This window comes from Streptacidiphilus sp. MAP12-33 (assembly GCF_041261265.1).
Classification (GTDB): domain Bacteria; phylum Actinomycetota; class Actinomycetes; order Streptomycetales; family Streptomycetaceae; genus Streptacidiphilus.
This window is the reverse complement of the sequence record NZ_JBGCCA010000008.1, coordinates 99,914-126,761: the sequence shown is the minus strand read 5'-3', so window position 1 is coordinate 126,761 and position 26,848 is coordinate 99,914. Positions and strand designations below refer to the sequence as shown.

Genomic DNA, 26,848 nt, shown 5'->3' with positions numbered 1-26,848 from the left:
CTTCCGGGCGCGCTGCTCACGCGATCCAGGTCGAGTGTAGCGGCAGATATCTTGATGTCGAGATACCACCCTAATACACGCCGGGTCATCGTGCGAAACCGGGTGACCGGGCCCCTCGCGACGTGTCGCGAGCAGCCTGGCCACCCGGCCTTGGACGAGCCTTGCGGCCCTGTGCCGCGAGCGGTCAGCTCACGAGAACCGCCTGGTCGGCGGCCTCGGAGTCGGCCGGGGCGAGCGCCTCGGGGCCGTGCGCACCGCGCTTGGGCAGCGCGGCCATCAGGACGGTGACCACCGCCAGCGCGCCGACCATCCAGAACATCGCGTGACCGAAGGAGCGGATCACCGTCGAGCCGGTGAAGGCGACCGAGACCAGCGCCAGCCCGAAGGCGTTGCCGAGCTGGTTGGTCGTGTTGATCAGGCCGGACGCGGAGCCCGCGTGCTGCCTCGGGACCTCGGAGAGGACCGCGTCGGTCAGCGGCGAGAAGATCATGCCCATCCCGGCGCCCATGACCAGCAGCGGCAGCGCCATCTGCCAGGAGTGGATGCCCTGGCCGTAGCGGTAGGCCTCGCCGACGTAGAGCAGCGCGCCCGCGGCGGTGGTCAGCGCGCCCGTCTGGAGCACCCGGCGGCTGCCGAGGCGCGGCACCAGCAGCTGGACCGACATCCCGGCGGCGGCCGAGCAGGCGACGGTGAACGGCAGGCCCGTCAGACCGGCGTGCAGCGGGGTCCAGCCGAGGCCGATCTGCATGTAGAGGGTCCACACCAGGAAGAAGATGCCCATGCCCACCCCGAAGACCAGCTGGACGCCGATGCCGGCGGCGAAGCTGCGGGTCCGGAACAGGCCCAGCTCGACCAGCGGCGAGCCGTCCTTGGCGCCCTTGAACCGCTCGTAGCGGACGAAGCCGCCGAGCGTCGCGGCGCCGGCCGCCATCAGCACCCAGCCCCACACCGGCCAGCCGTTCTCCTTGCCCTGGACCAGCGGGTACATCACCATCAGCAGACCGGCGGTGGCCAGCGCGACGCCGACCAGGTCCAGCTTGAGCGCCTGCGGGGCCCTGGACTCGTCGATGAAGCGGCGGCCGAGAACCAGGCCGGCGATGCCGAAGGGCAGGTTGATCAGGAAGATCGGGCGCCATTCCAGGCCGAAGACGTTCCAGGTGGTCAGCAGCGCGCCCAGCAGTGGGCCGGTGACGGCGGCGAGACCGATGATCGCGCCGAACATCCCGAAGACCTTGCCGCGCTCCTCGCCGGAGAAGGTGGCGTGGATGATCGACAGCACCTGCGGCACCATGAGCGCGGCCGTGGCCCCCTGCAGCATCCGGGTGGCGACCAGCATCTCCGGGTTGGCGGCCAGCCCGCAGAGCAGGGAGGCGGCGGTGAAGCCGGCCGTGCCGATCAGGAAGACCCGCTTGCGGCCGTAGATGTCGCCGAGGCGGCCGCCGGTGATCAGGCCGACCGCGAAGGCCAGTGCGTACCCGGCGGTGATCCACTGGATCGCACTGAAGCCGGCGCCGGTGTCGCGCTGGATGCTCGGAATGGCGATGTTGACGATCGTCGCGTCGACCAGGTCCATGAAACTCGCCGTCATGACGACGGCGAGGGCGATCCAACGCCTGCGGTCCGTGGCTCCGGTGGTGCTCATGAGAGTCTCCTGCCGTTCCTTCGTGCTGCTCGCTCCCTGACACCACCTAAGCTATGGGGCATGTAGGACAGCACCTGTCCTAGTGGGCGCCGAACCTGGAAAACATGATGGACACCTCGGCACGACTGTTGAATCTGCTCTCGCTGCTGCAGACCCCGAGGGAGTGGTCGGGCACCGAGCTCGCCGACCGGCTGGAGGTCACCACCCGGACCATCCGGCGCGACATCGACCGCCTGCGCGAGCTCGGCTACCCCGTCGAGGCGTCGATGGGCGCCATCGGCGGCTACCGCCTGGTCGCGGGCCGCGCGCTGCCGCCGCTGCTGCTGGACGACGAGGAGGCCGTCGCCATCGCCGTCGGCCTGCGCGCGGCCGCCGGCAGCGCGGTGGACGGCATCGAGGACGCGTCGCTGCGCGCGCTGACCAAACTGGAGCAGGTCCTGCCGTCCCGGCTGCGCCACCGGGTCGGGGCGCTCGGCAGCGCCGTCGTCACCATGACGGGCGGCGGCCCGCGCGTCGAGCCGGCGGTGCTGACGGTGATAGCGGGCGCGATCAGCAACCACGAGCGGGTCCGCTTCGCCTACCGCGCCTCGGACGGCGCCGAGTCCCGCCGCCACGTCGAACCCCAGCGCCTGGTCGCGACGGGCCGCCGCTGGTACCTCGTCGCCTGGGACCTCGACCGCGACGACTGGCGGCTCTTCCGCGTCGACCGCCTCGTCGACCCGGCCGCCACGGGCGGCCGCGCGAGCGCCCGCGAACTCCCGGCGACCGACGCGGCGGCCTTCGTCCAGGACAAGCTGCGCCGGATGTACCCGTCGGCGCCCATGGTCGTCGACTTCGACGCGGACGCGGAGACCGTCCGCACCCGTCTCGGCGCCTCCGCGCCCGGCGACCTGGCCGCCCTCTCCCCCGGGCGCACCCGCTGGAGCGCGGAGGCGGACCGCCTCGACTGGACGGCGGTCCGCCTGCTGATGCTGGACCTCCCCTTCACGGTCCAGTCCCCTCCCGCGCTGGTGGAGCAGCTGCGCGCGTTCGGCGAACGCGCGCGGCAGGCCGTCACCGAGTAGGGCACGCGCGGGCTCCACGCGCGCACTCAGCGCACCAGGTGCAGCCAGCCCTCCGGGTCCGGGGTCTCGCCGTGGTGCAGGCCGATCAGGGCCTGACGCAGGCTCAGGGTGACCGGACCCGGGCGGCCCTCGTCGCCGATGGTCCAACCGGAGTCGCCGTCGACCACCCGCCCCACCGGGGTCACCACGGCCGCCGTCCCACAGGCGAAGACCTCGGTGATCGAGCCGGAGGCGCACTCCTCGCGCCACTGGTCGACGGTGAGCTTCTCCTCCGCGACGGAGTGCCCGAGGCGCTCCGCCAGGGCGAGGATGGTGCGGCGGGTCACGCCCGGCAGCAGGGTGCCGGTCAGCTGCGGGGTGATCACCTGGGCGTCCGCACCCGTGCCGCGGACCAGGAACATGTTCATCCCGCCCATCTCCTCGACGTAGCGGCGCTCGTGGGCGTCCAGCCAGACCGCCTGCGCGCAGCCGGCCGCCTCCGCGGCGCGCTGGGCCAGGAAGGAGGGGGCGTAGTTGCCCGCGATCTTGACGTCGCCGGTGCCGCCGGGGAAGGCCCGGACGAACTGGCGGCTGATCCAGACGGAGACGGACTCGACGTCCTCCCCGAAGAAGCCGCCGGCCACGAAGGCCATCAGCAGGAACCGGTACGTCCGCGACGGCCGGAGCATCAGGGAGGTGTCGGTGGCGAAGATGATCGGGCGGATGTAGATGCTGTGCGAGGGGTCGTCGGAGAGGTGGCCCTGGTCCGCGGAGATCAGCAGGTCGAGGGCCTCGACGAAGGTCTCCTCGGGCAGCTCCGGGATCGCGAGCCGGCGGCAGCTGCGCTGGAAGCGCGCGGCGTGGTCGCGGGGCCGGAAGACGCCCATCGCGCCGTCCATGCGGCGGTGCGCCTTGAGTCCCTCGAAGGCGACCTGGCCGTAGTGGAGGCCGATCATGCCGGGGTGGATGGTCAGGTCGGCGAGCGGGACCAGGTCGAGCGCGGTCCAGCCGGTCTCCTCGCTCCACTCGGCGCTGACCATGTGGGCGGTGAACGACTCCCCGTGGCCGGGGTTGCGGACGACCTCGACGGGAGCGACAGGGGCGACGGGCGGCTCGGCGATGGCGGTCATGGTGGGGTTCCTCCTCAGTGGTCTGTGTCGACGTCGGGTCAGGCGAGCTGGGCGAAGAAGTAGGTCTCGCGGCGGGTGAACAGGCCGTCCCGGCCCACGCCGAAGTAGTCGGCGAAGCGCAGGTCGACGGGCGCGCCGCTGTGCAGGGTGCCGTGGAACTCGCCGAACACGGCGATGTCCGGGCCCTCCGCGATCAGGTGGTGCAGCACGTGCCCGCCGTCGCGGATGGTGCGCTCCTGGGTGTAGAAGCGGTGCAGGCCCTCGGGGCCGATCCGGTCGGGGTAGCCGGGGCGCTGGTAGACGGCGTCCGGCGCGAACAGCGCGGACATCGCGTCCGCGTCGCCGCCGTCGACGAACGCGTAGAAACGGAGCACCTGTTCGGTGCCGGTAGGGACGAGGGTGGTGGTCTCTGCGGGCACGCTCATGCGGCGACGCTCCAGGGGTGGTCGAGACGGGCGGTGAGCAGCGGTGCGTAGGCGGCGACGGCCTCCGGGGTGGTCAGCAGGGCGTGGGCGAAGTCGATCGGGTGCCGGTCGAGCCGTCCGTCCAGGTGCGGCAGCCACAGCTCCGGTCGCGGCGAGGCGGCGGTCTTGTCCGCCACGGCGTGCACGTAGAGCACGTCGCCGTGGAAGAGGCCGGGCCGGTGGCCCTCCAGCAGGCTGAGGTTGGCGGCGAAGACGCGCGGCAGCGCGTCCAGCAGCCGCGGTTCCAGGCCGGCCAGCGGTCCGCCGGCGGTGGCCAGGGCGCGGTAGCCCTCGGGCGTGAGCGGCTCCTCGGGCAGCGGGTAGCCGAGGGTGCCGAGCAGCGCGGCGAGGGTCACCGGATCGTCCGGCGCCCAGACGCGCTCCTGGTCCGGCAGCGGCGGGTAGCCGTCCAGCATCGCCAACAGGGCGACCTCCTCGCCGGACTGCTGCAACTGCACCGCCATCTCGTGCGCCACACCGGCACCGAAGGACCAGCCGAGCAGGTGGTAGGGGCCGTGCGGCTGGACCGTGCGGACCTCCTCGAGGTAGCCCTTGGCCATGGCGGCCAGGTCGGACGGCGCGCCCGCCGGGTCCTCGAAGGCCCGCGACTGGAGTCCGTACAGCGGTCGTTCGGGTTCCAGCGCACTGAACAGGCCGGAGTAGACCCAGCTGATGCCGGCGGCGGGGTGGACGCAGAACAACGGCGCCAGCGCACCGGTGTTCCGCAGCGGCAGCAGCACCTCCAGGCCGGAGCCTCCCGTCGCCGTCGTGTCCCCGGCCGTGGCCCGGTCGACCAGCGCGGCGAGGGCTGCCGGGGTCGGCGCCTCGAAGACCGCGCGCAGCCCGAGCCGCACGCCGAACGCGGTGCGGATACGGCTGACCAGCCGCGTCGCTAGCAGCGAGTGGCCGCCGAGGGCGAAGAAGCCGTCCTCGGCACCGACGACACCCCTGTCGCCGCCGTCACCGCCGTCACCGTCGGAGTGGGGGCGCAGCAGCTCCGCGAAGATCTCGCACAGCGCCGCCTCGCGCTCGGTGCGCGGTGGGCGGGACGGCCCCTGGGCGACCGGCGCGGGCGCGGGGAGCGCCGCCCGGTCGATCTTGCGGTTGGGCGTCAGCGGCAGCTCCGCGAGCGGCACCCAGGCCGTGGGCACCATGTGCTCGGGCAGGAACTCCCGTGCGTGCGCCGCCAGTTCCGCGGCCTCGGGCAGCTCGGCGCCGGGGCCGGGCACCAGGTAGCCGACCAGTTGCTGCGCCCCGACCGCGCCGGTGTGGACAGTGACCAGGGCCTCCGCCACGGCCGGGTGCCGGGCGAGCGCGGCCTCCACCTCTCCGGCCTCGATCCGCAGGCCGCGCAGCTTGAGCTGCTGGTCGGCCCGGCCGACGAAGGCGAGGGCGCCGTCCGGGCGGCGGCGGACGACGTCGCCGCTGCGGTACATCCGGCTGCCGGGCGGACCGTACGGGTCCGCGACGAAACGGCCGGCGGTCAGCGCCGGGCGCGCGAGGTAGCCGCGTGCGACGCCCTCCCCCGCCAGGTAGAGCTCTCCCTCGCAGCCGTCGGGCACCGGGGCGAGGCCGCTGTCGAGCACGTAGGCACGGGTGTTGGCGTTCGGCCCGCCGATGGGCGGCAGCTCGCCCGGGTGCGCGGACTCGGGGGTGAGGTCGAACGTGGTGGCCCCGACGGTGAACTCCGTCGGCCCGTACATGTTCGCCACCCGGAACGGCGTCCCCTCGGGCAGCCAGCGGCGCAGCACGTCACCGCCGGCGTAGAGGAACCGCAGCGCCCCGGGCCGCTCCACCAGCCGGTCCAGCGCGGCCTCCAGCCGGGGCGTGGGGAGGAAGCTGCCGGTGATGCCACTCTGCTCCAGCCACTGCGGCAGCGCGTCGGCGTCGTCCAGCACCCGCTGCTCGGCCAGACACAGCGTCGCTCCCGCGACGAGCGTGGGCCAGATCTCGATGACGGACGCGTCGAACCCGGCGTTGGCCACCTGCCCGACCCGGTCACCGGGCCGCAGCGCGAACTCGTGCCCCATCCAGGCGCACAGGTCCACGAGCTGCCGGTGCTCGACGACGACCCCCTTGGGCCGCCCGGTCGACCCGGAGGTGTAGATCACGTACGCGGCGTCGGCCCCCGTGAGCCCCGCCGCCGGGGCGGCGGGCGCGGCCACGGGCCGCCCTGCGCCCTGCGCCGAGGGCCCACTCCGCCCCGGTCGTCCCGGCGCTCCCGCGCCGAGCACGGGCGGATCGGCGGTCTCCAGCTCCGCCGCTCCATCCGCCGGATGGCCCGTCGACCGCGCTCGCGCGGTGGACGCGGGTGGCGCGTCGAGCAGGAGGAGCCGGACGCCTGCCCCCTTGGGCAGCGCCGCCGCCAGGGCGGTCGTCGTGACCACGGCTGCCGCTGCCGAGTCCTGAAGGACGAAGGCGATGCGGTCGGGCGGGTAGCTCGCGTCGAGGGGGAGGTAGGCCGCGCCCGCGCGGAGGGTGGCGAGCATGGCGACCACCGCGTCGGCGCCGCGGTCCAGGCAGATGCCGACGAGCGAGCCGCGCCGGACGCCGGAGGCCGTCAGGCGGGCCGCCAAGGCGTCGGCCCGGCCGACGAGCTCGGCGTAGGTGAGGGTCACCTCCCCGCATTCGAGGGCCGGCGCGTCCGGCGTCGTGCGGGCGAGGGCCGCGATCGCGTCGGGGACGAGCGGCTCGCGGGACAGGTCCAGACGTGGACCCTCGGCGGCGGCCAGCGCCGCCGTCCGCTCCTCGGCCGTGAGCAGGTCGAGGCCGCCGATCCGGCGCCCGGGCTCGGCCAGGCTCGCGCCGAGGACGCGGACCAGCCGCTCCCCCAGCCGGGTCACCGTGTCCTCGTCGAAGAGGTCGGTGGTGAGGTCGATGACGAAGCGGAGCCCGTCCGGCTCGCCGGAGCGGTACTGCTCCTGCACCGCGATGGTCAGGTCGAACTTGGCCGCGTCGGTGCCGACCGCGACGGACTCGGCGGTCAGGCCCGGCCAGGCCGAGCTCTCCGCGGCCGAGCCGTCCGCGTCGGACTGCTGCGCCAGCAGCATGATCTGGACCAGCGGGTGGCGCCCCAGCACCCGGGGCGGGTTGAGCTCCTCGACCAGGCGCTCGAAGGGCAGGTCCTGGTGCGCGAAGGCGCTCAGGTCCGCCTCCCTGACCCGGTCGACCAGCTCGCGGAAGGTCGGGTCGCCGGAGGTGTCGGTGCGCAGCACCAGCGTGTTGACGAAGAACCCGACCAGGTCCTCCAGCGCCTCGTCGGTGCGCCCGGCGGTGACCGAGCCGACGGGGATGTCCTCGCCGGCGCCGAGCCGGGTGAGCAGGGCGCCGAGGGCCGCCTGGACCACCATGAAGACCGTCGCCTGCCGGTCGCGGGCGAAGGCGATCAGCCGGCGGTGCAGCTCCGCGTCCGCGTGGACGGCGATCGCCGAGCCGCGGTAGGTGCGGGCCGCCGGGCGGGACCGGTCCGCCGGAAGCCGCAGCTCCTCGGGCAGACCGGCCAGCGCGGTGCGCCAGTGGTCGAGCTGGCGGGCCATCAGACTGTCCGGGTCCTCGACGTCCCCGAGCAGTTCCTGCTGCCACAGGGTGTAGTCGGCGTACTGGACCGGCAGCGGCTCCCAGTCGGGGGCCATCCCCTGGACGCGCCGCGCGTACGCGGCGGCCAGGTCGCGCACCAGCGGGGCCAGCGACCAGCCGTCGCTGGCGATGTGGTGCATCACCAGCAGCAGCACGTGGTCCTCGGGCCCGACGGTGCAGAGCCGGGCGCGGATCGGGATCTCCGTCTCCAGCCGGAACCCGGCCCGGCAGTCGGCGTCGATCAGCGCCCGCAGCCCGTCCTCGGCGACCTGGGACTGCGCCCAGGGCAGGCCCGCCTGATCCGCTGTCAGCACCCGCTGGTAGGGGCGGCCGTCGTGCTCGTAGTAGACGGTGCGCAGCGCCTCGTGGCGCTCCAGCAGGTCGCCGAGGGCGGCCCGCAGGGCGGCGGGGTCCAGCGGGCCGCGCAGCCGGAGGGCGTAGGGCAGGTTGTAGGTGTCGTCCCCGCCCTCCGACTGGTGGCCCTCCGCCTGCTCGAAGAACCAGATCCGCGCCTGGGCGTAGGAGAGGGGGATCACGAGGTGCTCCGGACCCGGGCGCGCAGGGCCGGGCGGGCCTTGGCCGCGCTGCCCAGTCGGCCGACCAGCCCGGCGACGGTCGGGGCCTCGAAGACGGCCTTGATGGTGAGCTCAGAGCCCAGCACCGAGCGCACCCGGCTGATCAGACGGGTGACCAGCAACGAGTGGCCGCCGAGGTCGAAGAAGCTCTCGTCGATGCCGACGCCGCCCTCCAGGCCGAGGATCTCCGCGAACAGGCCGCAGAGCTTCTCCTCCTGCTCGTTGCGCGGCACCCGGCCGGCGCCGGTGGCGGTGTAGGTGGGGGCGGGCAGCGCACGGCGGTCGAGCTTGCCGGTCGGGGTGAGCGGCAGCGCGTCCACGGCGACGAAGGCGGAGGGGACCATGTACTCCGGCAGCCGGTCGCCGACGAAGGCGCGCAGCGTGGACGTGTCCGGGGTCTCCGGGCCGGCCGGGACGAGGTAGGCGACCAGGCGCTTGTCGCCGGGCACGTCCTCGCGGGCCACGATCACCGCCTGGGCGACGCCCTCGTGGGTCGCCAGCAGGGTCTGGATCTCGCCGGGCTCGACCCGGAAACCGCGGATCTTGACCTGGTCGTCGGCGCGGCCGAGGAACTCCAGCACCCCGTCCGTGCGCCAGCGGACCAGGTCGCCGGTGCGGTACATGCGCTCGCCGGGTGCGCCGAACGGGCAGGCCACGAAGCGGGAGGCGGTCAGCCCCGGCTGGGCCGCGTAGCCGTGCGCGAGGCCCACGCCGGACATGTACAGCTCGCCGACGACGCCCGGGGCGACCGGGCCGAGCGAGTCGTCGAGGACGTACAGGCGCTTGTTGCGCAGCGCCCGCCCGACCGGGATCGGGCCGCCCTCGCCGTCGGCCGCGGTGATCTCGTGGGCGACGGTGAAGATCATGCTCTCCGCGGGCGAGTACCCGTTGACGAGCTTGAGCTGCGGGTGCTCGTGGATCAGCCGCATCACGTGCGAGACCGAGGCGGCCTCACCGCCGGTCATCACCTGGGAGAGCCCGGAGAAGACCCGCGGGTACTCGTCCAGCAGGAAGTTGAGCAGGCTCGCGGAGACGTGCATGGTGTCGATCCGGTGCTCGGTCACCAGCCGGGCGATGACGGCGGGCTCCGGGCGCTGGCCCGGCTGGAGCACGCAGACTCCGCCGGAGAGCAGCGGTCCGAACAGCTCCAGGGCGAACGCGTCCCAGGAGACGGGCGCGCACTGCAACCACACGTGCGGGGCCTCGAAGTCGACGAAGCCCTGACCCACCAGGGTGCCGACGATCGCGCGGTGCGGGGAGACGACGCCCTTCGGCAGCCCCGTGGAGCCGGAGGTGAACATCACGCAGGCGGCGTCGCCGGGCTGGGCGGTGCGCCCGAGCGGCTCGGCGGAGAGCTCCGCGACGACGGCCGCGTCCTCGTCGAGGACGATCTCGGTGCGGGCGCCGTCGCCGGTGCCGATCCGGCCGGCCAGGCCCGAGCGGGTCACGTCGAAGCGGGCGCCGGTCTGCTCCAGCAGGCCGGTGATCCGCTCGACCGGGAACTCCGGGTCCAGCATCGTGTACGCGGCGCCGGCCTTGAGCACCGCCAGCACGGCGACGACCAGCTCGATCCCGCGCTCCAGGTAGACGCCGACGATGTCGCCGCGGCCCATGCCCCGGGCGGCGAAGTGCCGGGCTGTCCGGTTGGCGCGCTGCTCCAGCTCGCCGTAGCTGATCCGCTCGTCCTCGAAGACCAGGGCGAGGGCGTCGGGGTGCTCGGCGGCGCGCTGCGCGAAGAGCTCGTGCACGCCCAGGTCGGCGGGGAAGTCGGCGGCGGTGTCGTTCCAGTCGACCAGCAGGGTCTGCCGCTCGGCCCGGGAGAGCACCTCCAGCCGGCCCACCGGCGCGTCCGGCTCGGCCAGCTGGCTGCCGAGCAGCCGCTCCAGGCGGGCGATCAGCTGCTCGACGGAGGAGCGCTCGAACAGGTCGGTGGCGTACTCGGCGACGGTGAACAGACCGGCGGGGCCGTGCTCGTCGTACTGCTCGGTGATGCCGAAGGTGAGGTCGAACTTGGCGGTGCCGGTGAGCACCGGCTCGATCTCCACGTCGACGCCCGCGATCTGCAGCTTGGCCTCGGCGTTGTTCTGGACCACCAGCATGATCTGGAAGAGCGGGTGGCGGGCCAGCGAGCGGACCGGGTTGAGCTCCTCGACCAGCCGCTCGAAGGGCACGTCGGAGTTGGCGTAGGCCTCCAGGTCGCTGGCGCGCACCCGGGCGACCAGTTCGCGGAAGCTGGGGTCGGCGGAGACGTCGGTGCGCAGCACCAGGGTGTTGACGAAGAAGCCGACCAGGTCGTCCAGCGCCTCGTCGGTGCGGCCCGCGGTCGGCGTCCCGAAGGGGATGTCGGTGCCGGCGCCGAGGCGGGTGAGCAGACCGGCCACGGCCGCCTGGAGCACCATGAAGAGGGTGGCGTTGTTCTCCTTGGCGAAGGCCAGCGCGCGGCGGTGCAGGTCGCGGTCCATGGTCCGCATCACGATGGCGCCCTGGTGGCTGGCCTCGGCCGGACGCGGGCGGTCCACCGGCAGCGTCAGCTCCTCCGGCAGGCCGGTCAGCGCCTCGCGCCAGAAGCCGAGTTGGCGCGAGAGCAGGCTGTCCGGGTCGTCGGCGGTGCCGAGCACGTCCTGCTGCCACAGGGTGTAGTCGACGTACTGGACCGGCAGCGGCTCCCAGCTCGGGGCCTCGCCGGTGGCGCTGCGCGCCTCGTAGGCGGCGGCCAGGTCCCGCATCACCGGGCCGAGCGACCAGCCGTCGCTGCAGATGTGGTGCATCACCAGGAGCAGCACGTGCTCCTCCGGGCCGACCGCGAAGAGGTCGGCGCGCAGCGGGAGTTCGGTGCGCAGGTCGAAGGCGCGGCGGGCGGCGTTGTCCAGCTCCAGGGCGAGCGCCCCGGCCGGCACGTCGAGCAAGGGCACCTCGACCCGCGCCTCGCCGGAGTCCACCACCCGCTGGTAGGGCTCGCCGTCGATCTCGTGGAACACGGTGCGCAGCGCCTCGTGCCGGCCGACGACGTCGGAGACGGCGGTGCACATCGCGGCCACGTCGAGGGCCCCGCGCAGGCGGATGGTGTGGGCGACGTTGTAGGTGCTGTTGGGCCCCTCCAGCTTGTTGAGGAACCACAGCCGCCGCTGGGCGTAGGAGAGCGGTATGTCGTCCGTCATGGCTTGGCGTCCCTTTCTCACCTGCACGGTCTTCACGGAATTTGGATCGGTTCTCGTGGTGCTCAGAAGTCTTGTCGCGGGGTCCGCGACCACGGTGCGCAGAACCTGCTCGAATTCCTCGGCCAGGGCCTCGACGAATTCCCGGTCGAGGATGTCCGGGGCGAATTTCAGCAGCATGTCGATGCCGTCGGCGGCGGCGCCCTCGCGGCGGTGCTCGGCCAGCTCGACGGTCAGGTCGAACTTGGCGACGTCGAGCTCGACCACCTCGGTGGTCGCCGCCAGGCCCGGGAGGTCCAGGACGGGCGCCTCGTGGCTCTGGAGCAGCAGCATGAACTGGAAGAGCGGCGTCCGGCCGGGCACCCGGCGCGGATTGAGCGCCTCCACCAGCCGCTCGAACGGCAGCTCCTGGCGGGCGAAGGCGTCCAGGTCCGCCTCCCGCACCCGGTCCAGCAGCTCGACGAAGCCCGGGTCGCCCGAGGTGTCGGTGCGCAGCACCAGGGTGTTGACGAAGAAGCCCACCAGCTCGGTCAGTTCCTCGTCGAGCCGCCCGGCGACCGGAGTGCCGAGCACGATGTCGGTCCCGGCGCCGAGCCGCGTCAGCGTCACGGCGAAGGCCGCGTGCAGCACCATGAACAGCGTCGTCCGCTGCTGCCGCGCGAGCGCCAGCAGGCCGGCGTGCAGGTCCGCGTCCAGCGCCACCCGCAGGACCGTGCCGCGCCCGGAGGGCGCCTTGGGCCGCGGGCGCTCCGCCGGCAGCGGCAGCTCCTCCGGCAGGTCCTTCAGGGCCCAGCGCCAGTAGGCGAGCTGTTCGGCCGCGAGGCTGCCCTCCTCCCCCGCCGAGCCGAGCAGTTCCTGCTGCCACTCGGCGTAGTCCGCGTAGCGGACAGGCAGCGTGGCGAAGCCCGGCTGTTCTCCCCGGTGGCGGGCGCGGTAGGCGGCGGCCAGGTCCCGGGTCAGCGGGGCCAGGGACCAGCCGTCGGTCGCGATGTGGTGCATCGTCAGCAGCAGTACGTGGTGCGGCTGTTCGACCGGGGCGTCGGACACGGTCAGCAGTTGGGCCCGGATCGGCAGGTCCCGCGCCAGGTCGAACCCGGGCCGGGCGGCCCGGTGGAGCTCCGCGTCGAGGTGCTCGGCGCGGCACCGCGCCTCGCTCCACGGCAGCTGCCTGCGGGCCGCCTCGGCGGTCAGCACCCGCTGCCAGGGCATCCCGTCCCGGGAGGGGTAGACGGTGCGCAGCGTGTCGTGCCGGGTGACCAGGTCGGTCACCGCCTCCCGCAGGGCCGCGACGTCCAGGTCCCCGCGCAGGTGCACCGCGAGCGGCACGTTGTAGGTCGCACTTGGCCCGTCCACCTGTTGCAGGAACCAGAGGCGGGACTGCGCGAAGGACAGCGGAATCACGGCCACCCGCCTCAGACGGCGCCGGCGAGGCTCGCCGGGCGGATGTCGGTCCAGTGCGTCTCGACGTACGCGGTGGCCTCGGCGCGGGCGGCGGGGCCGAAGGCGACGCTCCAGCCGGCCGGGACGTCGAAGTGGGCGGGCCACAGGGAGTGCTGGTTCTCACTGTTGACGAGGACGAGGAAAACGCCTTCTTCGGCGTCGAACTGATTCGGCATGACGACCTCCGGGTTCTTTTTCTTCGAGAGCGATCCGTAGCGATCCGTAAATGAAGACTAGAAAGTCCTCGACTGTTTCACAGGCAGAGTTCCGGGCAGAACGACCGGCAGTTTCCCGCGAGCGCCGACTCGATTCCCCGGGCCAGGCCCAGCAGTTCGCCGGACGTGGCGGGTCCGAACACCGACAGGCCCACCGGCGGGCCCGCCGGGCGCAGCGGCAGCGACACGTTGGCGCGCCGCGCCAGCGCGGGCAGGGTGGAGCTCCCCGGCGAGTAGGGATCGCCGAGTTGGTGGTCGATCAGCCAGGCCGGCTCGTTGGTCGCGGCGACGATCGCGTCGAGGCCGTGCTCGCGCAGCACCCCGTCGAGCAGTGAGCCCGCGCGAGCCACGGCGCGGGCCCGGCTCTCCCGGGCGCGGGCGCGGTCCTCGTCGCCGATCCGCAACGCGGTCTCGAACAGGTCCTGGCCGAAGAGGGAGAGCTCGACCGGATCGGCCAGGTTCGCCTCCACCAGCTCGGCCAGCGTCCCGGGTACGCCGGGGCGGGAACGCAGGTAGCTCTCCAGACTGGGCCGGAACTCCGCATACATCGCCCGCAGACCGTCGGTCAGCAGGTCGCGGTCGAGTTCCAGCTCCACGGGGACCACCTGCGCACCGGCGGAGCGCAGCTGGTCCGCCGCCCGCTCGACCGCGAGCGCGGCCCGGCGCGGCAGGATCCGCAGCCGCCACAGCCCGAGCCGCATCCCTTCGGGTGGTCTGGGCTCGGGAACGGGGAGCCGGCCGAGCACACTCAGCGCCAGCGCCGCGTCGTCCACCGTGGGCGCGAGCACGCCCACACAGTCCTCGGTCGCGCTGACCGGCACCACACCGTCGGAGGGCAGTAAGCCCGGCGGCGGCTTGAGACCGACCACCCCGCAGAGCCCGGCCGGGCCGACGATGGAGCCGTCGGTCTCGGTGCCGAGGGCGAGCGGGGCCATGCCCGCCGCGACGGCCGCCGCCGATCCGGAGGACGAGCCACCGGGGGTGCGGTCCGCCGCCCGCGGATTGCGGGTCTGCCCGCCGACGGCGGACCAGCCCTCGCAGGCCCGGGTGGAGCGGAAGCTGGACCACTCGGTCAGGTTGGTCTTGCCGAGCAGCACCGCCCCCGCCTCGCGCAGTCGGGTGACCACGGCCGCGTCACGGACCGGCGGGGAGCCGGCCAGCAGCCGCGAACCGGCGGTGGTGGCCAGCCCGGCCGTGTCGATGCTGTCCTTGACCAGCACCGGTATGCCGTCCAGCGGGCCGCGTGCGCGTCCCGCCGTCAGGCGGGCGTCGGCAGCCCGGGCCTCGGCCATCGCGTCCGGGGCGAGCGCGAGGACCGCGCCCACCTCGCCGTCGGCCGAGGCGATCCGCGCCAGGCAGTTCCGGGTCAGCTCCGCGCTGCTCAGCGTTCCCGCGCGCAGCGCGGCGCCGAGGGCACGCAGGCCCACCGCCGGGCCGCCGTTCTCAGTCAAGGCGGACACTCCTCAGCCCCGGCGTCACCGCGGTGATCACCGTCGCGGCGAAGGCGAGGGCGGCGAACCCGGCCATGGTGCCGGCGAAGCCGACCGGACCGAGCAGCACGCCGTAGACGAGGTTGGCGAGCGGCGCGGAGACGTAGATGACCAGCGACAGCACGGCCATCACCCGCCCACGCACCTCGGCCGCGGTGCGGCGCTGGGTGAGCGACACCAGCACCACGCCCGACTGACCGGCCACCAGCCCGAGCAGCGCGTAGGCGGTGAAGGCGGGCCACAGGCTGTGCACCAGGCCGATCCCCAGCAGGCATCCCCCGGCCAGCGCCGTGTCCACCAGCAGCACCAGCCCTCCGCGCTTGAGCGGCGGCAGCGCCATGGAGATCACCGCGCTGAGCACCGAGCCGACGGTGTAGGCCGTCAGCAGCAGGCCCGCGCCACCGGCGCCGTCGCCGAGCCGGCCGGAGAGGATGACCAGGCCGAGGTTGACCGGCGGCGCGCAGGCCAGCTCCGTCAGCGCGATCAGCGCGACCGGCAGCAGGATGCCGCGCTCGTGCCGCAGGTAGCGCAGGCCGTCCACCAACTGCGGCCAGAACGGCTTGCGTTCGGCCGGCGGGGCGGGCTCGCGCAGGTAGCGCACCCGCCACGAACCGGTGGCCGAGAGCAGGTACCCGACGGCGTTGGCCACGGCGATCGAGGCGACGCCGCCGACGCCCAGCAGCCAGGCCCCGATCGGCCCACCGGCGGCCTGGCCGCCGCGCAGCCCGAGCATGTACAGCGCGTTGCCGCGGACCAGGTCGCGCTCCTCCAGCAGCAGCGGCTTGACCGCGCCGGAGGCGGGGATGAAGAACGCGCTGAGCAGCGCGACCACCGCGGCGACCGCGAACAGCAGCGGGACGGACGGGCCGGCCACCGCGATCACGCCCGCGGCTCCGAGCATCACCGCGAACCGCAGCAGGTCGGTGGCGACCATGACCGCGCGCGGCCCCTTCCGGTCCGCCAGCACGCCGCCACCGAGCAGCGCCACCATCCGCGGCAGCGAGGCCAGCGCGAGCAGCGCACCGGCGGTCGAGGGGCTGACGCTGCGCGCCAGCGTCCAGGTCAGCGCGATGTACCAGGCCGCGTCCCCGAGCGAGGAGAAGCCCATGGCCGAGGTGAACCCGAGGTAGTTGAGCCCGAACGGCGACCCGGTCCGAGGCTGCTTGCCCGCGGGCGCCTCCGTCCGCGGCAGTGTGTCGGTCATGCGGCACCTCCTGCTGTGACGGCGCCCGCCAGGGCCTGCGGCGCGGCGGCGCGGGGGGCTTGGTCCTGTCCGAGGGAAGCCGCGAGGGCCTGCGGCCCAGCGGCGCCGGGGCGGCGCACGGCCGCCCTCGTCCGCGCGAGCGTGGCCGTCATGCCGCACCCCCCGCCCGAACGGCGCCCGCCAGGGCCTGGGGCCCCGCTGCGCGGGCCGTGGCCGCCGCCAGGCGGGAGTCGGTGTGCGGGTCCGGGGACCAGAGGTCGGTCGGGGCCAACTGCGCGGTGTGGTACTTGCCGAGGGCGCTGGTCAGCATCCGCAGTTCCAGCGCCAGGGCCTCGACGAGGCGGGTGAGGCCCCGGGCGGGGTCCTCGTCCGCGGCGACCAGGGCCGCGCGGCCGAGCCCTACGGCGCCGGCGCCGAGGGCCAGGGCCTTGGCGGCACGGGCGCCCTCCCACATGCGGCCGGAGGCCAGCAGCGGGCCGGCGCCCTCGTCGGTGGCCGCGATCCGCAGCAGGCACTCGCCCAGTGGCAGCCCGACCTGCTGGATCAGCGCGGTCGGCGCCCAGCCGGTGCCGCCCTCGGCGCCGTCGACGGTCACCGCGTCCGCACCGGCCGCCCAGGCCACCCGCGCGGCCGCGGCGACGTCGCGGCCGGGGTGCAGCTTCACCCAGACCCGGGCGCGCGGGTAGTTGTTGCGCATCAGCCGGACCTGCTGCCGCAGGATCTCCTCGGTGAAGGTGCCGGGGCTGCCCACCCGCAGGACCCGGTCCTGCTCGCCGTAGAGCTCCTCCAGGGCGAACTGCTCGTCCACCTTGGCGGCGGCCGCCCGGTCCAGCACGGTCAGCCCGCCCAGACCCGGCTTCGCGCCCTGACCGACCTTCAGCTCGAAGGCCAGCCGACCGCTCTCCAGCAGCGGCTGCGCGCCCGGGTCGCTGTAGACGAGGTTCCAGACCTCGGCGTCGGCGTCCTCGGTGCTCTGCTGGACGGCCAGTCCACCCAGCCTGTCCGGGAGTTCGGCGGTGTAGGCGTGGATCCGGTCCAGCACCGAGCGCTGCGTCCGCTCTCCGGCCCGCCCGTAGCCGGTGATCGGGACGATGTTCTCGCCGATCACCATCGGGATGCCGAGGCGGCCCGCCTGGCGCGCCGCACCGAGCAGTTGCTCGGTGCCTGCCGCCCGGGTCGAGCCGAACGCGGAGAGATACAGCGGCAGCGCGGAGGCGAAGCCGCCGATCGTCGCGGTCAGGTCCACGTCCGTGTGCAGCGGCTCGCGTCCCAGCTCGATCAGCTTCTCCAGCCGCAGCGGCATGAAGACCGGCTCGGCCAGGCGGATGCCGTCCAGCTGGTCGGCGGGGGCCGGCTGCTGCGGGCCCTCCGCCCCGAACAGCACGTGCCCGTACCGCTCCTCGGCGGGGAAGGCCGCCGCCGCGCCGAGCCGGGCCCGGCGCCGCACCTCCCCCTCGGGGAAGCCCTGTGCGCTCAGCCCGGTCACGGGGACACCACCCCCGGCAGCTTCGGGAAGGCGTTGGTCTGCCAGGCCGCCTCCAGGCCGGTGACGTAGCGGGTGAGCCGCTCGACGCCGATGCCGAAGCCCGCGCTGGCGGGGACGCCCTCGCGCATCAGCGCCAGGTACCAGCCGTACTTGGCCGGGTTCTCGCCGGTCTCCCGGATCCGGGCGACGATACGGCCGTAGTCGGCCTCGCGCTCGCTGCCGCTGCAGAGCTCGCCGTAGCCCTCGGGCGCGATCAGGTCGAAGTTGCGCAGCGTGCCGGGCTCGGCCGGGTTCTCCTTGTCGTAGAAGCCGCGGGAGCCCTTGGGGTAGTCGACGATGAAGAAGGGCTGTGCGGCGTGACGGGAGATCAGCGCCTCGCCTTCCCAGTCGATCTCGGCGTCGGGGCTCTGCGGGTGGCCGAGCTCGCGCAGGTCGGCGACGGTGCCGCTGTGGGTGCGCCGCTCGAAGGACTCGGCCAGCAGCGCGGTGAACGCGGCGGTGTCGCGCCCGAGCTGTTCGAACTCGTTCGGGAAGCGCTCGACGACGCGGGCCACCATGTGCTTGACCAGGCCCTCGACGACGGCGGTGATCTCCTCGCGGGTGGCGCCGGCGGCCTCCACGTCGATCTGGTGGAACTCGGCCAGGTGGCGACTGGTGTTGGTGGTCTCCAGCGGCTCCAGCCGGACGTTGGCCGCGATGCAGAAGATCTTGTCGAAGGCCAGCAGCGAGGCCTGCTTGTAGAGGATGGCACTGGTCATCAGCTTGTAGCGGTGGCCGTAGTAGTCGAGGTCCACCTGCTTGGCGCCCCGCGCGCCGGGGTCGGTGACGGGACCGATGATCGGCGGCAGCATCTCGTGGAACCCGTGGCCGGTCAGGTACTCGCGGGCGCCGGCCAGCAGGCCCTGCTGGATCCGGAGCGCGGCGCGGGTGACCGGGGAGGTGAGGTGCGCGCGGGGGTCGCCGGGCAGCGGCGAGCCCGGCTCGGACACGTCGACGGCTTCCGGTGCGGTGAGGGTCATGGCGTTCAGCTCCTGTTCTGCAGGGCGGGACGGGTGGGGTGGTCTGTGCCGACCTGATCGGTGGTCAGGGACGGACGGGTGTGGGAGACGGCGCTCAGCGCCGCCTGGTCGAATCGCCGCTCGACGTAGCCGAGCGAGGAGAGCAGGGCCGAGGAGGTCATCCGCTCCGAGCGGGCCGGCTCGGCGATCCCGCGCAGCGGCAGGCGCCCGAGGTCGGACCAGAGCAGCCGCCCGTCGCTGTCCAGCACGCTGCGGGACCGGCCCGCGTTGTCGGGGTGCAGGCAGTACGGAACGTCCAGCAGTCCCCGCTCGAAGGCGGCCACCAGCGCCTGGCCGAGGTCGCCGCCGCGGGCGTCGGCGAGCTCCAGGACCGTCTCCACCAGGGCCTGCGCCTCGGCGAGGACGCCGGTGTCGGCGGCGGTCCGCAGGCCGTCCCGACGGGCCCGCAGCTCCGGCTCGGCCGCCCGGGCCGCGGTCTCCAGGGCCGTGACGTTCTCCGCGACGCTGGGGATGCGGTGGGCCTCGGCGGTGGTCTTGACGATCAGCCGGGCCGCGCCGGAGCGGGCCGCCAGCCCGGCCGCGGCCTCCAGCAGGAGCGACGCTCCCGCCTCGGAACGCGGATAGACGCCCATGTACGTGTAGACCACGAGGTGCCAGTCCAGGTCGGGCAGGTAGGAGCGGGCCAGGGCCGTCAGCGCGGCCAGGGCCTCCTCGTCCTGCGCCTCGTTGGTCTGCTGCGCGTAGCTGAGCGAGACGCTGCGCAGCCCGTGGGCACGGAAGAACAGCGCCTCCAGCACGCTGAGCGCGACCAGCAGCGAAGGCGGGCACAGCTGGCCCATCATGCAGCCGCCGAACGTCTCCAGGTGGGGTTCCACGCCGGAGCCGCGCAGCTGCGCGAAGGCCTCGCAGCACCGCTCCCAGCTGGCCACCGAGGCGTGCAGCGGGCTGCGGCTGTAGGGCAGGCAGTAGGAGACCGGTCCGCCCTCGGTCGCGGACAGCCCGGTGGCCACCATGGTCCGGAAGATGTCCTCCGGGTGCGCGGAGCCGTGCCGGACCTGGACCGGGAAGTGCGGTCCGGCGATCCCGTCGAGCACCGCCCGGGTGGTGTCCGGCCCGTGGTGGACCAGCGGGTACCCGTTCAGGGCCGCGCCCTCGGCCAGGGCGCGGCCCACGGCGGCGTGGTCGCCGACGCGGGTGTAGCTGTCCAGGGTGAGTGTGCCGACGGTGGTGGCCACGGCCCGCCGGGTGGCGAGCAGGCCCTCGCGCATCAGGCGCGGGTCGCTCATGCCCATCCGCGGCTGGACCACGAGGTCCCCCGCTTCGTGCGCGGCCTGCACGAAGGCGCCGAAGCCGGTCATGACCCGGCCCCCGCGGCGGTGAGTGCCAGGGCTCCGGACAGGTCCCGGGCTCCGGCGAGCTCCCTGGCCCCGGAGCGGCGTTCCGCTCCGGGGAGGCGGGGGCGGCCGGTGGGCAGGGCGCCGACGAAGGAGTGGAAGGCTCCCAGGCCGGTGCTGTCGTCGAAGACGGCGTCGAAGCCCGCCTGCAGCAGTCCGGAGACATGCCGACGGTTGCCGGCTCCGGAGATGCCGAGCTTTCCGCCGATGACGACCGGCAGGCCGGCCAGCTCCGGCTCGGCCCGCAGCCGTGCGACGACCCGGCGGCCGTCGACGGCCCCGTGGCCGTTCACGCTGCTGATGACGACGAGATCGGGGCGCCGATCGCGGCAGTGCTCGACCAGCAACTGGTCGGGCACGCAGGCGCCCAGGTTGGTGACCCGGTGCCCGAGCTCCTCCAGCAACAGCTGCAGGAAGATCAGGTTCCAGGTGTGCGAATCGGATGCGACGCTGCTGACCACCACGTCCAGTCCTGTCGTGGCAGCATGCGGAGCGGCGGACGCCAGCTCCATGGTCCCCCCTCGGGTGCTAAGGATGAGACGAACGGTCCAGCTGTGACTCGAAGTTAGGCACTGACAGGCGTGCGATAAGGCAATCCGGGCGGCAGGTCATCGGCGGTTCCGGCGGCGGACGACCGGCGGTTTCGGCAGTCCCGCAACACGTGCGCCACCAGCCGCGGCACCCGGAAGGCGCGGGGCTGCTCCGGGGGCCAGCCGAGGAGCAGGCCGCGGAGCACCAGGGCGTGCAGATCCCGCAGCAGGCCGTGGCGGGAGCCGCCGAGTTCGCGGACCAGGGTGGGAACCGTCCACCCGTGCTCCTGCCCGGCGATCACCTCCAGGAGCCCCCGGCGTGCCTCCGGCAAGGCGTCGAGCACGGCGACGATCCGCTCGTCGAGCCGGTCCCCGGCCCGCGAGCGCACGTCGGACGGCTCCGCGTCCAGTGGATCCCCCACCAGGTCGAAGGGGGCCTGTTCGGCCCAGTCCGCAAGCTCGGCGGGCGAGTGCAGCAGGCACCACTGGGCGGCGCGCTCCAGCGCCAGCGGGAGGCCGTCGAGGGCGTGGCAGACGCGGATCAGGTCCGGCGCGTCCTCAGGTGCGGCACGGAAGCCCGGCAGCACCTGGCGGGCCTGCGCGAGGAAGAGCCGGACGGCCGGCTCCGCGAGCAGCTCCGCCGCGTCGTCCTGCCCGGGGTTCGGCATCCGCACCGGCAGGGGGGCCAGGGGCAGCAGCCGTTCGCCGGGCAGCGCCAGCGGCGCGCAGGCGGTGACGACGAACCCGTAGTGCGGCTGTCTCTCCATCAGCTCCACGAGACGCCCGGCCGGGGCGGCGGCACCGACGACGACCAGCGCGTCCTCGTCGTGGTCGGGGCGGCCGAGCGCGTCGCGCTCGTCCAGCACCCGTCGGGCACCCGTGGCCCGCAGCCGCTCGGCGACGGACACCACCAGGTGCCGCTTGCCCACTCCCGGGAGCCCGACGACCGTCAGCAGGCCCGGCCGGGGCTCGGCCAGCAGCTCGACGAGGCAGGCGAGTTCACCCTCCCGCCCAACGGTTGCCCCACTCGGACGCGGCGCGGCGGCCGGCACGGGCCCCGGCCAGGGTGTCGGCCCGGCCAGCGACCCGAGCAGGGATCCGAGCAGGGGTTCAGGCAGCGGAAGCGGGGTCGGCGGGGGCGCCTGCGCGGGCAGGCCGGCCGGGGCGGCGGGCGCCTCCGGCGCCGTCGTCCGCAGCTTCCGCCAGGCGGCCTCGAAGCCGCGCGCCCGCTCCCCCTCCAGCCGCAGCGCGGCGGCGAGCAGCCGGACGGTGTCCCGTCGGGGCTGACGCACCCGACCGACCTCCAGATCCCGCAGGGCGCGCACGCTCAGTGCCGCGAGATCGGCCAACTCCTGCTGAGTGAGGCCGGCTTGTGACCGCAGCTCACGCAGCAGACCCCCGAAGTTTCCCGGGATCAAGGGTGTCACGGGCATGACCAAGACTCCTCGGTCGGAGCAAGTAGTGGTTTGACGTCGCAAACCATACCGCGCCGAAGGTTTTTTTCAATCCCCTCTACGAACCATCACACATCTGCCCAGTACGGGCGCCTATCAGGGGATGCTCGGCCTACCCAGCTACCCATAAAAAAGACCCTGCGGTATGTTCTCTCCGTACGCAGACGGGCGGACGGCCCGACAGGAGGAGGAGTCCATGGCGCAGGAGCGCGCGGTGCGCACCCGGGAGCGGGTGCTCGACGCCGCGGCGGAGGCGTTCGCCACGCGGGGGTTCGCACAGACGACCCTGGAAACGGTGGTGGCCGGGACGGGCGTGTCCAAGGGGGCCCTGTACGGGCACTTCCGGTCGAAGGAGGAGCTGGCCAGAGCCCTGGTCGCGCACGCCGGGAACGCCTGGGGAATGCTGCTGGCGCAGGCCGGGCACGGCGCGCGCGATCCACTGGAGGCGCTGCGCGTGCTCACCATAGGGCTCGCCGCCCGGCTCGGCGCGGACATGCGGCTGCGGGCCGCCGTGCGGCTCGCGTCGGAACTGCCGCCGGACCAGCACGATCTGGGGGATCCCCTGGGCCCGCTTCCGGCCCGCATGGCGGAGTTGGCCGCCCTGGCGCAGGCGGACCGGACGGTCTCACCCGGGCACACGCCGGCGGCGGTGGCCACGCTGCTGCTGGCCACGGTGGTCGGAGCCCAGGCCCTGCCCGGGCTCCGGATCGATCAGGAACTCCCGGTCGGCATCGAGGACCTGTGGCCCCTGCTGGAGGCGGGACTGCGGGCGCAGCCCGCCCCCGGAGCCGACGCGGAGACTCTCACAGCGTCGTGAATCCGCCGTCCACCGGAACGGTCGCGCCCGTCACGAAGGAGGCCTGCTCACTGCAGAGCCAGGCGGCGGCCCGGGCCACCTCCTCCGGCAGAGCGGTGCGCGGCTGGATCGAGGCGGCGTGCAGCGCCTCCTCCACACCCGGGTTGCCCGCGAACCACGCTTCGACCAGCTCGGTCCTGGTGGTCCCCGGAGCGATGGCGTTGACCCGGATGCCCTGGGCGCCGTACTCGGCGGCTGCGGCCTTGGTCAACCCGATCAGCGCGTGCTTGGCCGTCACGTAGGGAGCGGCGACGGGGGTGGCCACCAGGCCGCCCACGCTGCTGGTGTTGACGATCGCGCCGCCGCCGGCGGCCAGCATCGCCGGGATCTCCTTGCGCAGGCAGTTCCACACGCCGCGTACGTTGACGTCCATGATGGTGTCGTACAGGGCGTCGTCCATCAGGTGGAGCGGCGTGCGCTCCGTCCCGAAACCGGCGTTGTTGAACGCCGCGTCGAGACGGCCGAACCGCTCGACGGCCACCTCGACGGCACGGCCGACCTCCTCGGCGCGGGTCACGTCCGCCACCACGGCGACCGCGCGGTGTCCGGCCGCCGTCAACTCCGCTTCCAGCTCCTTCAGCTGCCGCTCCCGACGGGCCAGGAGCAGCACGGCCGCACCCTCGTCGCAGAAAACCCGTGCGGCCGCCGCGCCAATGCCACTGCTGGCGCCGGTGATCAGGGCGACCCGACCGGTCAGCAGTCCCTCACGTATGGTCATGAGCACAGGTAAGCAGCTGTTCGATCTTCCCGAAAGGGGTTCCCTCGGCTGATCGCAGACGATCCGTCAGCCGGTCGGCACGGCCACGGCTCCGACCGCCGCCCAGAACCCCGGCGAACCGCCCGCCGCGAAGCGCGCGAGCCGCTGCTGCGGGACCAGCCCCGGCAGCACCGTCTGCCACATCAGCGTGATCCGGGCCTCCAGGTCCTCACGCCCGGTGAAGAGTTGGGACAGTATCTGGGTGCCCAGGAAGGAGCCGACGATCAGCTCCGCGACACCGTTCGGATCGACCTCGGGGCGGATGTCCCCCTGGCTCTGCGCCTCGGTCAGCAGCATCGCCAGCCGCTCGGCCCACGCCTTGTGCGAGGACCCGTCCGGCTCGGTGTAGGTACCCTCCAGCACCAGCCTGGCACTGGCCCGGATCCGCACGTCGGTCAGGAGCGCCCGCGCGAAGCCGTGGGTGAGATCGATGACCGTCTGCAACGGCGGGGCCCCCTGCGGCGCCTCGGCGTACCAGTCGGCCTCCTGCCCGATCACCGCCTCGGCCAGCTCCTCCTTGGAGGAGAAGTGGAAGTACAGGGCGCCCTTGGTCAGCCCCGCCCGCGTGTGGATCTCCGCCAGGGTGGCGAGGGCGAACCCGCGCTCGTCGAACACCTCCGCCGCCGCGGCAAGGAGCTTGTTGCGGCTCTCCTCCGCCCGCTGCTGTCGCGCCACGATTGTTCTCCGCCTCATCCATTGAAATAAACCGACCCGACGGTATTGTATAGCCGCGGCGGGTGACCCCGAGGGTACCCGCACACTTCCTGCACTTCTTGCACTTCCTGCTCCGCTGCCGCGCCGCCCGCTCCTCAGCCCAGGAGGCACTGTGTCCACAGGTACGCTCGGTCGTCCCGCTCAGCTCGCCACCCCGCTCGCCGGCTCCCCCGAGGAGGTCAGGCCCGAGCAGACCGTCCCGCGTCATCTGGTGCACCGGCTGGCGATCTCGGAGGTGCTGCTCACCGACTGGCAGCGCGGCTCGGCCGACTCCTTCGAGCTCCACGCCCAGCTGCCGCGCACGCACAGCTTCTACGACTCCGTCGACGGGCAGCACGACCCGTTGCTGCTGGCGGAGGCGGTGCGCCAGGCGGGCCTGCTGGTCTCCCACGCCGAGCTGGGCGTGCCGCGCGGCCACCAGTTCCTCATGCACAGCCTGAGCCTGGAGTGCGACCCGGCCGGCCTCCTGCTGAAGGCCTCACCGGCCGACCTCACACTCCGGCTCAACTGCCACGACCTGCGGTACCGCGGCCGCATGCTCGCGGGGATGGCCTACCACGTGCACATCTACCGTGCGGGCGCGCCGATAGGCATCGGCAAGGCCAGCTTCGACTGCCTCTCCCCCGCCGTCTACAAAAGACTGCGCCAGGCCAACGAGACCGCCTGGCAGTCCCCGCTCCCGCCCGCCGTCCCCGTGTCGCCCGCCCTCGTGGGCCGCGACCGCGCGCGGGACGTGGTCCTGGCCCCCACCGACCAGCCGGACACCTGGGAGCTGCGGGTCGACCGCGACCACCCCGTCCTCTTCGACCACGCCGTCGACCACGTGCCCGGCATGCTGCTGCTCGAGTCCATGCGGCAGGCAGCGCGCTACGTCTCGGGTGCGGACCCGCTCGCACTCCTGTCGCTCCAGACGGACTTCCACCACTACGCGGAGCTGGACGCGCCGTGCTACGTCCAGCTGACCCGCGAGGGAGCCGGTGCGGTGACGGTCACCGTCACGCAGCGGGACACGGCGGTGGCCTCGGGCCGCATCGTGCTCCGCGCCTGACCGCGCCGTGTCAGCCGCACCACGCGACTCGATCCCGCGCCGCTCAGCCTCCCAGCGTCGCCACCATGACGGCCTTGATGGTGTGAAGGCGGTTCTCCGCCTGGTCGAAGACGATGGAGTGCCTGGACTCGAAGAGCTCGTCCGTGCACTCCAGCTCCGACATCCCCGTGGCCGCGTGCATCTGGCGGCCGACCTCGGTGCCGAGGTCGTGGAAGGCCGGCAGGCAGTGGAGGAACTTGACGTCCGGGTTGCCGGTGGCGCGGACGGTGTCCATCGAGACCTGATAGGGCGTCAGCTGCGCGATCCGCTCGGCCCAGACCTCCTTGGGCTCGCCCATGGAGACCCAGACGTCGGTGTAGAGGAAGTCCGCGCCCGCGACGCCGGCCGCCACGTCCTCGGTGAGGGTGAGCCGCGCGCCGCTCTGCGCCGCGAGGCGGCGGGCCTCGGACTGCACCTCGTCCGTGGGCCACAGCGCCTTCGGCGCGACGATGCGCAGATCCATGCCGAGCAGGGCGCCGGTGACCAGCAGGGAGTTGCCCATGTTGTTGCGGGCGTCGCCGAGGTAGGCGAGGGCCACCTCGCCCAGCGGCTTGGTGCTGTGCTCCCGGACGGTCAGGACGTCGGCCAGCATCTGGGTGGGGTGCCACTCGTCGGTGAGCCCGTTCCAGACCGGCACGCCGGCGAACGCGGCGAGCTCCTCGACGATCTCCTGACCGTGCCCGCGGTACTCGATGCCGTCGAACATCCGGCCCAGCACCCGGGCGCTGTCCTTCACGGACTCCTTGGAGCCCAGGTGCGAGCCGGAGGGGTCCAGGTAGACGGTGTGCGCGCCCTGGTCCGCCGCAGCGACCTCGAACGCGCAGCGGGTACGGGTCGAGCCCTTCTCGAAGATCAGGGCGATGTTCCTGCCCCGCAGCCGCGGCTGCTCCGTCCCCGCGTACTTGGCCGCCTTGAGCTGGGCCGACAGGTCGACCAGGAAGCCGAACTCCTGGGCGGTGAAGTCCAGTTCCTTGAGGAAGTGCCGGTTGCGCAGATTGAAGGCCATGCCGGTCTCCTGGCAGACGTGAGCGGGCGGGTCGGTCGACTACCCGCTCAGCATATACGTACGCTCAAGCGAATGGTTATGCATCTTTGAGGGTGAGCTTCATCTCCAGCTCCAATGTGGTCGGATCCAGGTCGTACGGCTGGCGGTGCCCGGTGTCGACGAAGCCCCGGCGCTCGTAGAAGGCGCGAGCACGTCCGTTGAGCTCGTGGACCTCCAGGTAGAGCTCCGGCACACCCGCCTCGTCCCGGGCCCAGGCGACGCACGCGTCCAGCAGCACGTCTGTCAGCCCGAGCGCGCGACCCCGGTGCGCCGGGTCCACCCACACCCCGACCAGCCAGGCCCGGTCCGGCGCGCGGCCCGGATCGGGGGCTGGAACGTAGGCGTTCATGCAGCCCACCCACTCGCCGGTCGGCTCATGGACGGCGGCGTACCCGGTGTTGCCGGGCTGCGAGTTCCGCGCCGCACGGAACCGCCATTCGGCTTCCTCGTGGGCGAGGGCGTCCTCGTGGGACTCCAGGTAGGCGAGGGGCGTGTCCTTGGTCATCCGCAGCCGGATGTCGCGCACGCGCTCCCAGTCCTCGGGCCGGACACGGACGATGCGGTAGGTCATG

20 protein-coding genes are annotated in these 26,848 nt (G+C 73.4%); 3 read left to right on the top strand and 17 right to left on the bottom strand.

The window, feature by feature from the left end:
• Nucleotides 1-184 precede the first annotated feature (184 nt).
• Nucleotides 185-1,642, bottom strand: coding sequence for an MFS transporter (locus ABH931_RS10800; protein ID WP_370112131.1), 1,458 nt, complete (start codon nt 1,640-1,642; stop codon nt 185-187).
• 104 nt (nt 1,643-1,746) lie between these two features.
• On the opposite strand from ABH931_RS10800, the gene ABH931_RS10795 reads away from it, so the two are divergent.
• Nucleotides 1,747-2,706: a helix-turn-helix transcriptional regulator gene (locus ABH931_RS10795; protein ID WP_370112130.1), complete on the top strand. Its 960-nt coding sequence runs from the start codon at nt 1,747-1,749 to the stop codon at nt 2,704-2,706.
• A 26-nt stretch (nt 2,707-2,732) separates the two neighbouring features.
• Here ABH931_RS10795 and ABH931_RS10790 read toward each other — a convergent pair whose 3' ends face one another.
• From ABH931_RS10790 to ABH931_RS10735, 12 genes are all read right to left on the bottom strand, one after another.
• The gene (locus ABH931_RS10790) at nt 2,733-3,815 is read right to left on the bottom strand and encodes a branched-chain amino acid aminotransferase (RefSeq protein ID WP_370112129.1); all 1,083 of its coding nucleotides are present in this window, start codon (nt 3,813-3,815) and stop codon (nt 2,733-2,735) included.
• A gap of 38 nt (nt 3,816-3,853) precedes the next feature.
• Nucleotides 3,854-4,240: a nuclear transport factor 2 family protein gene (locus ABH931_RS10785; protein ID WP_370112128.1), complete on the bottom strand. Its 387-nt coding sequence runs from the start codon at nt 4,238-4,240 to the stop codon at nt 3,854-3,856.
• The gene (locus ABH931_RS10780; protein WP_370112127.1) at nt 4,237-8,391 is read right to left on the bottom strand and encodes an amino acid adenylation domain-containing protein; all 4,155 of its coding nucleotides are present in this window, start codon (nt 8,389-8,391) and stop codon (nt 4,237-4,239) included. Before ABH931_RS10780 ends, ABH931_RS10785 begins: the two co-directional genes overlap by 4 nt.
• Nucleotides 8,388-12,986 carry an amino acid adenylation domain-containing protein gene (locus ABH931_RS10775; protein WP_370112126.1) on the bottom strand — a complete coding sequence of 1,533 codons (4,599 nt, stop codon included), beginning with the start codon at nt 12,984-12,986 and terminating at the stop codon, nt 8,388-8,390. Before ABH931_RS10775 ends, ABH931_RS10780 begins: the two co-directional genes overlap by 4 nt.
• 11 nt (nt 12,987-12,997) lie before the next feature.
• Entirely contained in the window at nt 12,998-13,201 is a 204-nt protein-coding gene (locus tag ABH931_RS10770; protein ID WP_370112125.1) for an MbtH family protein, read from the bottom strand.
• A 77-nt stretch (nt 13,202-13,278) separates the two neighbouring features.
• On the bottom strand, nt 13,279-14,691 hold the full coding sequence (locus ABH931_RS10765; RefSeq protein ID WP_370112124.1) for an amidase family protein: 1,413 nt from the start codon (nt 14,689-14,691) through the stop codon (nt 13,279-13,281).
• A complete protein-coding gene (locus tag ABH931_RS10760) occupies nt 14,684-15,934 on the bottom strand; it encodes an MFS transporter (protein WP_370112123.1) in 1,251 nt (416 codons plus the stop codon). Before ABH931_RS10760 ends, ABH931_RS10765 begins: the two co-directional genes overlap by 8 nt.
• Nucleotides 15,935-16,082: 148 nt before the next feature.
• Nucleotides 16,083-17,420 carry a glutamate synthase-related protein gene (locus ABH931_RS10755; protein WP_370112122.1) on the bottom strand — a complete coding sequence of 446 codons (1,338 nt, stop codon included), beginning with the start codon at nt 17,418-17,420 and terminating at the stop codon, nt 16,083-16,085.
• Entirely contained in the window at nt 17,417-18,439 is a 1,023-nt protein-coding gene (locus ABH931_RS10750) for an asparagine synthetase A (protein ID WP_370112121.1), read from the bottom strand. The genes ABH931_RS10755 and ABH931_RS10750 overlap by 4 nt, the downstream gene beginning before the upstream one ends.
• A 5-nt stretch (nt 18,440-18,444) precedes the next feature.
• A complete protein-coding gene (locus ABH931_RS10745; RefSeq protein ID WP_370112120.1) occupies nt 18,445-19,797 on the bottom strand; it encodes a methylaspartate mutase in 1,353 nt (450 codons plus the stop codon).
• Nucleotides 19,794-20,345, bottom strand: a complete 552-nt coding sequence (locus tag ABH931_RS10740; RefSeq protein WP_370112119.1) for a cobalamin B12-binding domain-containing protein — start codon at nt 20,343-20,345, stop codon at nt 19,794-19,796. Before ABH931_RS10740 ends, ABH931_RS10745 begins: the two co-directional genes overlap by 4 nt.
• Before the next feature lie 53 nt (nt 20,346-20,398).
• Nucleotides 20,399-21,796: a helix-turn-helix domain-containing protein gene (locus ABH931_RS10735; RefSeq protein ID WP_370112118.1), complete on the bottom strand. Its 1,398-nt coding sequence runs from the start codon at nt 21,794-21,796 to the stop codon at nt 20,399-20,401.
• Nucleotides 21,797-22,013: 217 nt separating this feature from the next.
• Here ABH931_RS10735 and ABH931_RS10730 point away from each other — a divergent pair, with 217 nt between their 5' ends.
• Nucleotides 22,014-22,634 carry a TetR family transcriptional regulator gene (locus tag ABH931_RS10730; RefSeq protein ID WP_370112117.1) on the top strand — a complete coding sequence of 207 codons (621 nt, stop codon included), beginning with the start codon at nt 22,014-22,016 and terminating at the stop codon, nt 22,632-22,634.
• Here the strand turns inward: ABH931_RS10730 and ABH931_RS10725 are convergent.
• Together ABH931_RS10725 and ABH931_RS10720 are read right to left on the bottom strand one after the other, a co-directional pair.
• Nucleotides 22,621-23,391 carry an SDR family NAD(P)-dependent oxidoreductase gene (locus ABH931_RS10725; RefSeq protein ID WP_370112116.1) on the bottom strand — a complete coding sequence of 257 codons (771 nt, stop codon included), beginning with the start codon at nt 23,389-23,391 and terminating at the stop codon, nt 22,621-22,623. The two genes, ABH931_RS10730 and ABH931_RS10725, sit on opposite strands and share 14 nt — an antisense overlap.
• Before the next feature lie 66 nt (nt 23,392-23,457).
• A complete protein-coding gene (locus tag ABH931_RS10720) occupies nt 23,458-24,105 on the bottom strand; it encodes a ScbR family autoregulator-binding transcription factor (RefSeq protein WP_370112115.1) in 648 nt (215 codons plus the stop codon).
• A gap of 151 nt (nt 24,106-24,256) precedes the next feature.
• Between ABH931_RS10720 and ABH931_RS10715 the strand changes: the two genes are divergently transcribed.
• Nucleotides 24,257-25,192: a ScbA/BarX family gamma-butyrolactone biosynthesis protein gene (locus ABH931_RS10715; RefSeq protein WP_370112114.1), complete on the top strand. Its 936-nt coding sequence runs from the start codon at nt 24,257-24,259 to the stop codon at nt 25,190-25,192.
• A gap of 43 nt (nt 25,193-25,235) precedes the next feature.
• On the opposite strand, the gene argF is transcribed toward ABH931_RS10715, so the two are convergent.
• Together argF and ABH931_RS10705 are read right to left on the bottom strand one after the other, a co-directional pair.
• Nucleotides 25,236-26,237: an ornithine carbamoyltransferase gene (gene argF, locus ABH931_RS10710; protein ID WP_370112113.1), complete on the bottom strand. Its 1,002-nt coding sequence runs from the start codon at nt 26,235-26,237 to the stop codon at nt 25,236-25,238.
• A 76-nt stretch (nt 26,238-26,313) separates the two neighbouring features.
• Nucleotides 26,314-26,847, bottom strand: a complete 534-nt coding sequence (locus ABH931_RS10705) for a GNAT family N-acetyltransferase (RefSeq protein WP_370112112.1) — start codon at nt 26,845-26,847, stop codon at nt 26,314-26,316.
• Between the last annotated feature and the right edge of the window lies 1 nt (nt 26,848).

What these genes read in the sequence shown, in the direction of transcription:
- ABH931_RS10800 (WP_370112131.1), bottom strand. Translation starts at nt 1,642, where the DNA reads ATGAGCACCACCGGAGCCACGGACCGCAGGCGTTGGATCGCCCTCGCC.
- ABH931_RS10795 (WP_370112130.1), top strand. Translation starts at nt 1,747, where the DNA reads ATGATGGACACCTCGGCACGACTGTTGAATCTGCTCTCGCTGCTGCAG.
- ABH931_RS10790 (WP_370112129.1), bottom strand. Translation starts at nt 3,815, where the DNA reads ATGACCGCCATCGCCGAGCCGCCCGTCGCCCCTGTCGCTCCCGTCGAG.
- ABH931_RS10785 (WP_370112128.1), bottom strand. Translation starts at nt 4,240, where the DNA reads ATGAGCGTGCCCGCAGAGACCACCACCCTCGTCCCTACCGGCACCGAA.
- ABH931_RS10770 (WP_370112125.1), bottom strand. Translation starts at nt 13,201, where the DNA reads ATGCCGAATCAGTTCGACGCCGAAGAAGGCGTTTTCCTCGTCCTCGTC.
- ABH931_RS10760 (WP_370112123.1), bottom strand. Translation starts at nt 15,934, where the DNA reads ATGACCGACACACTGCCGCGGACGGAGGCGCCCGCGGGCAAGCAGCCT.
- ABH931_RS10750 (WP_370112121.1), bottom strand. Translation starts at nt 18,439, where the DNA reads ATGACCCTCACCGCACCGGAAGCCGTCGACGTGTCCGAGCCGGGCTCG.
- ABH931_RS10745 (WP_370112120.1), bottom strand. Translation starts at nt 19,797, where the DNA reads ATGACCGGCTTCGGCGCCTTCGTGCAGGCCGCGCACGAAGCGGGGGAC.
- ABH931_RS10740 (WP_370112119.1), bottom strand. Translation starts at nt 20,345, where the DNA reads ATGGAGCTGGCGTCCGCCGCTCCGCATGCTGCCACGACAGGACTGGAC.
- ABH931_RS10735 (WP_370112118.1), bottom strand. Translation starts at nt 21,796, where the DNA reads ATGCCCGTGACACCCTTGATCCCGGGAAACTTCGGGGGTCTGCTGCGT.
- ABH931_RS10730 (WP_370112117.1), top strand. Translation starts at nt 22,014, where the DNA reads ATGGCGCAGGAGCGCGCGGTGCGCACCCGGGAGCGGGTGCTCGACGCC.
- ABH931_RS10725 (WP_370112116.1), bottom strand. Translation starts at nt 23,391, where the DNA reads ATGACCATACGTGAGGGACTGCTGACCGGTCGGGTCGCCCTGATCACC.
- argF (WP_370112113.1), bottom strand. Translation starts at nt 26,237, where the DNA reads ATGGCCTTCAATCTGCGCAACCGGCACTTCCTCAAGGAACTGGACTTC.
- ABH931_RS10705 (WP_370112112.1), bottom strand. Translation starts at nt 26,847, where the DNA reads ATGACCTACCGCATCGTCCGTGTCCGGCCCGAGGACTGGGAGCGCGTG.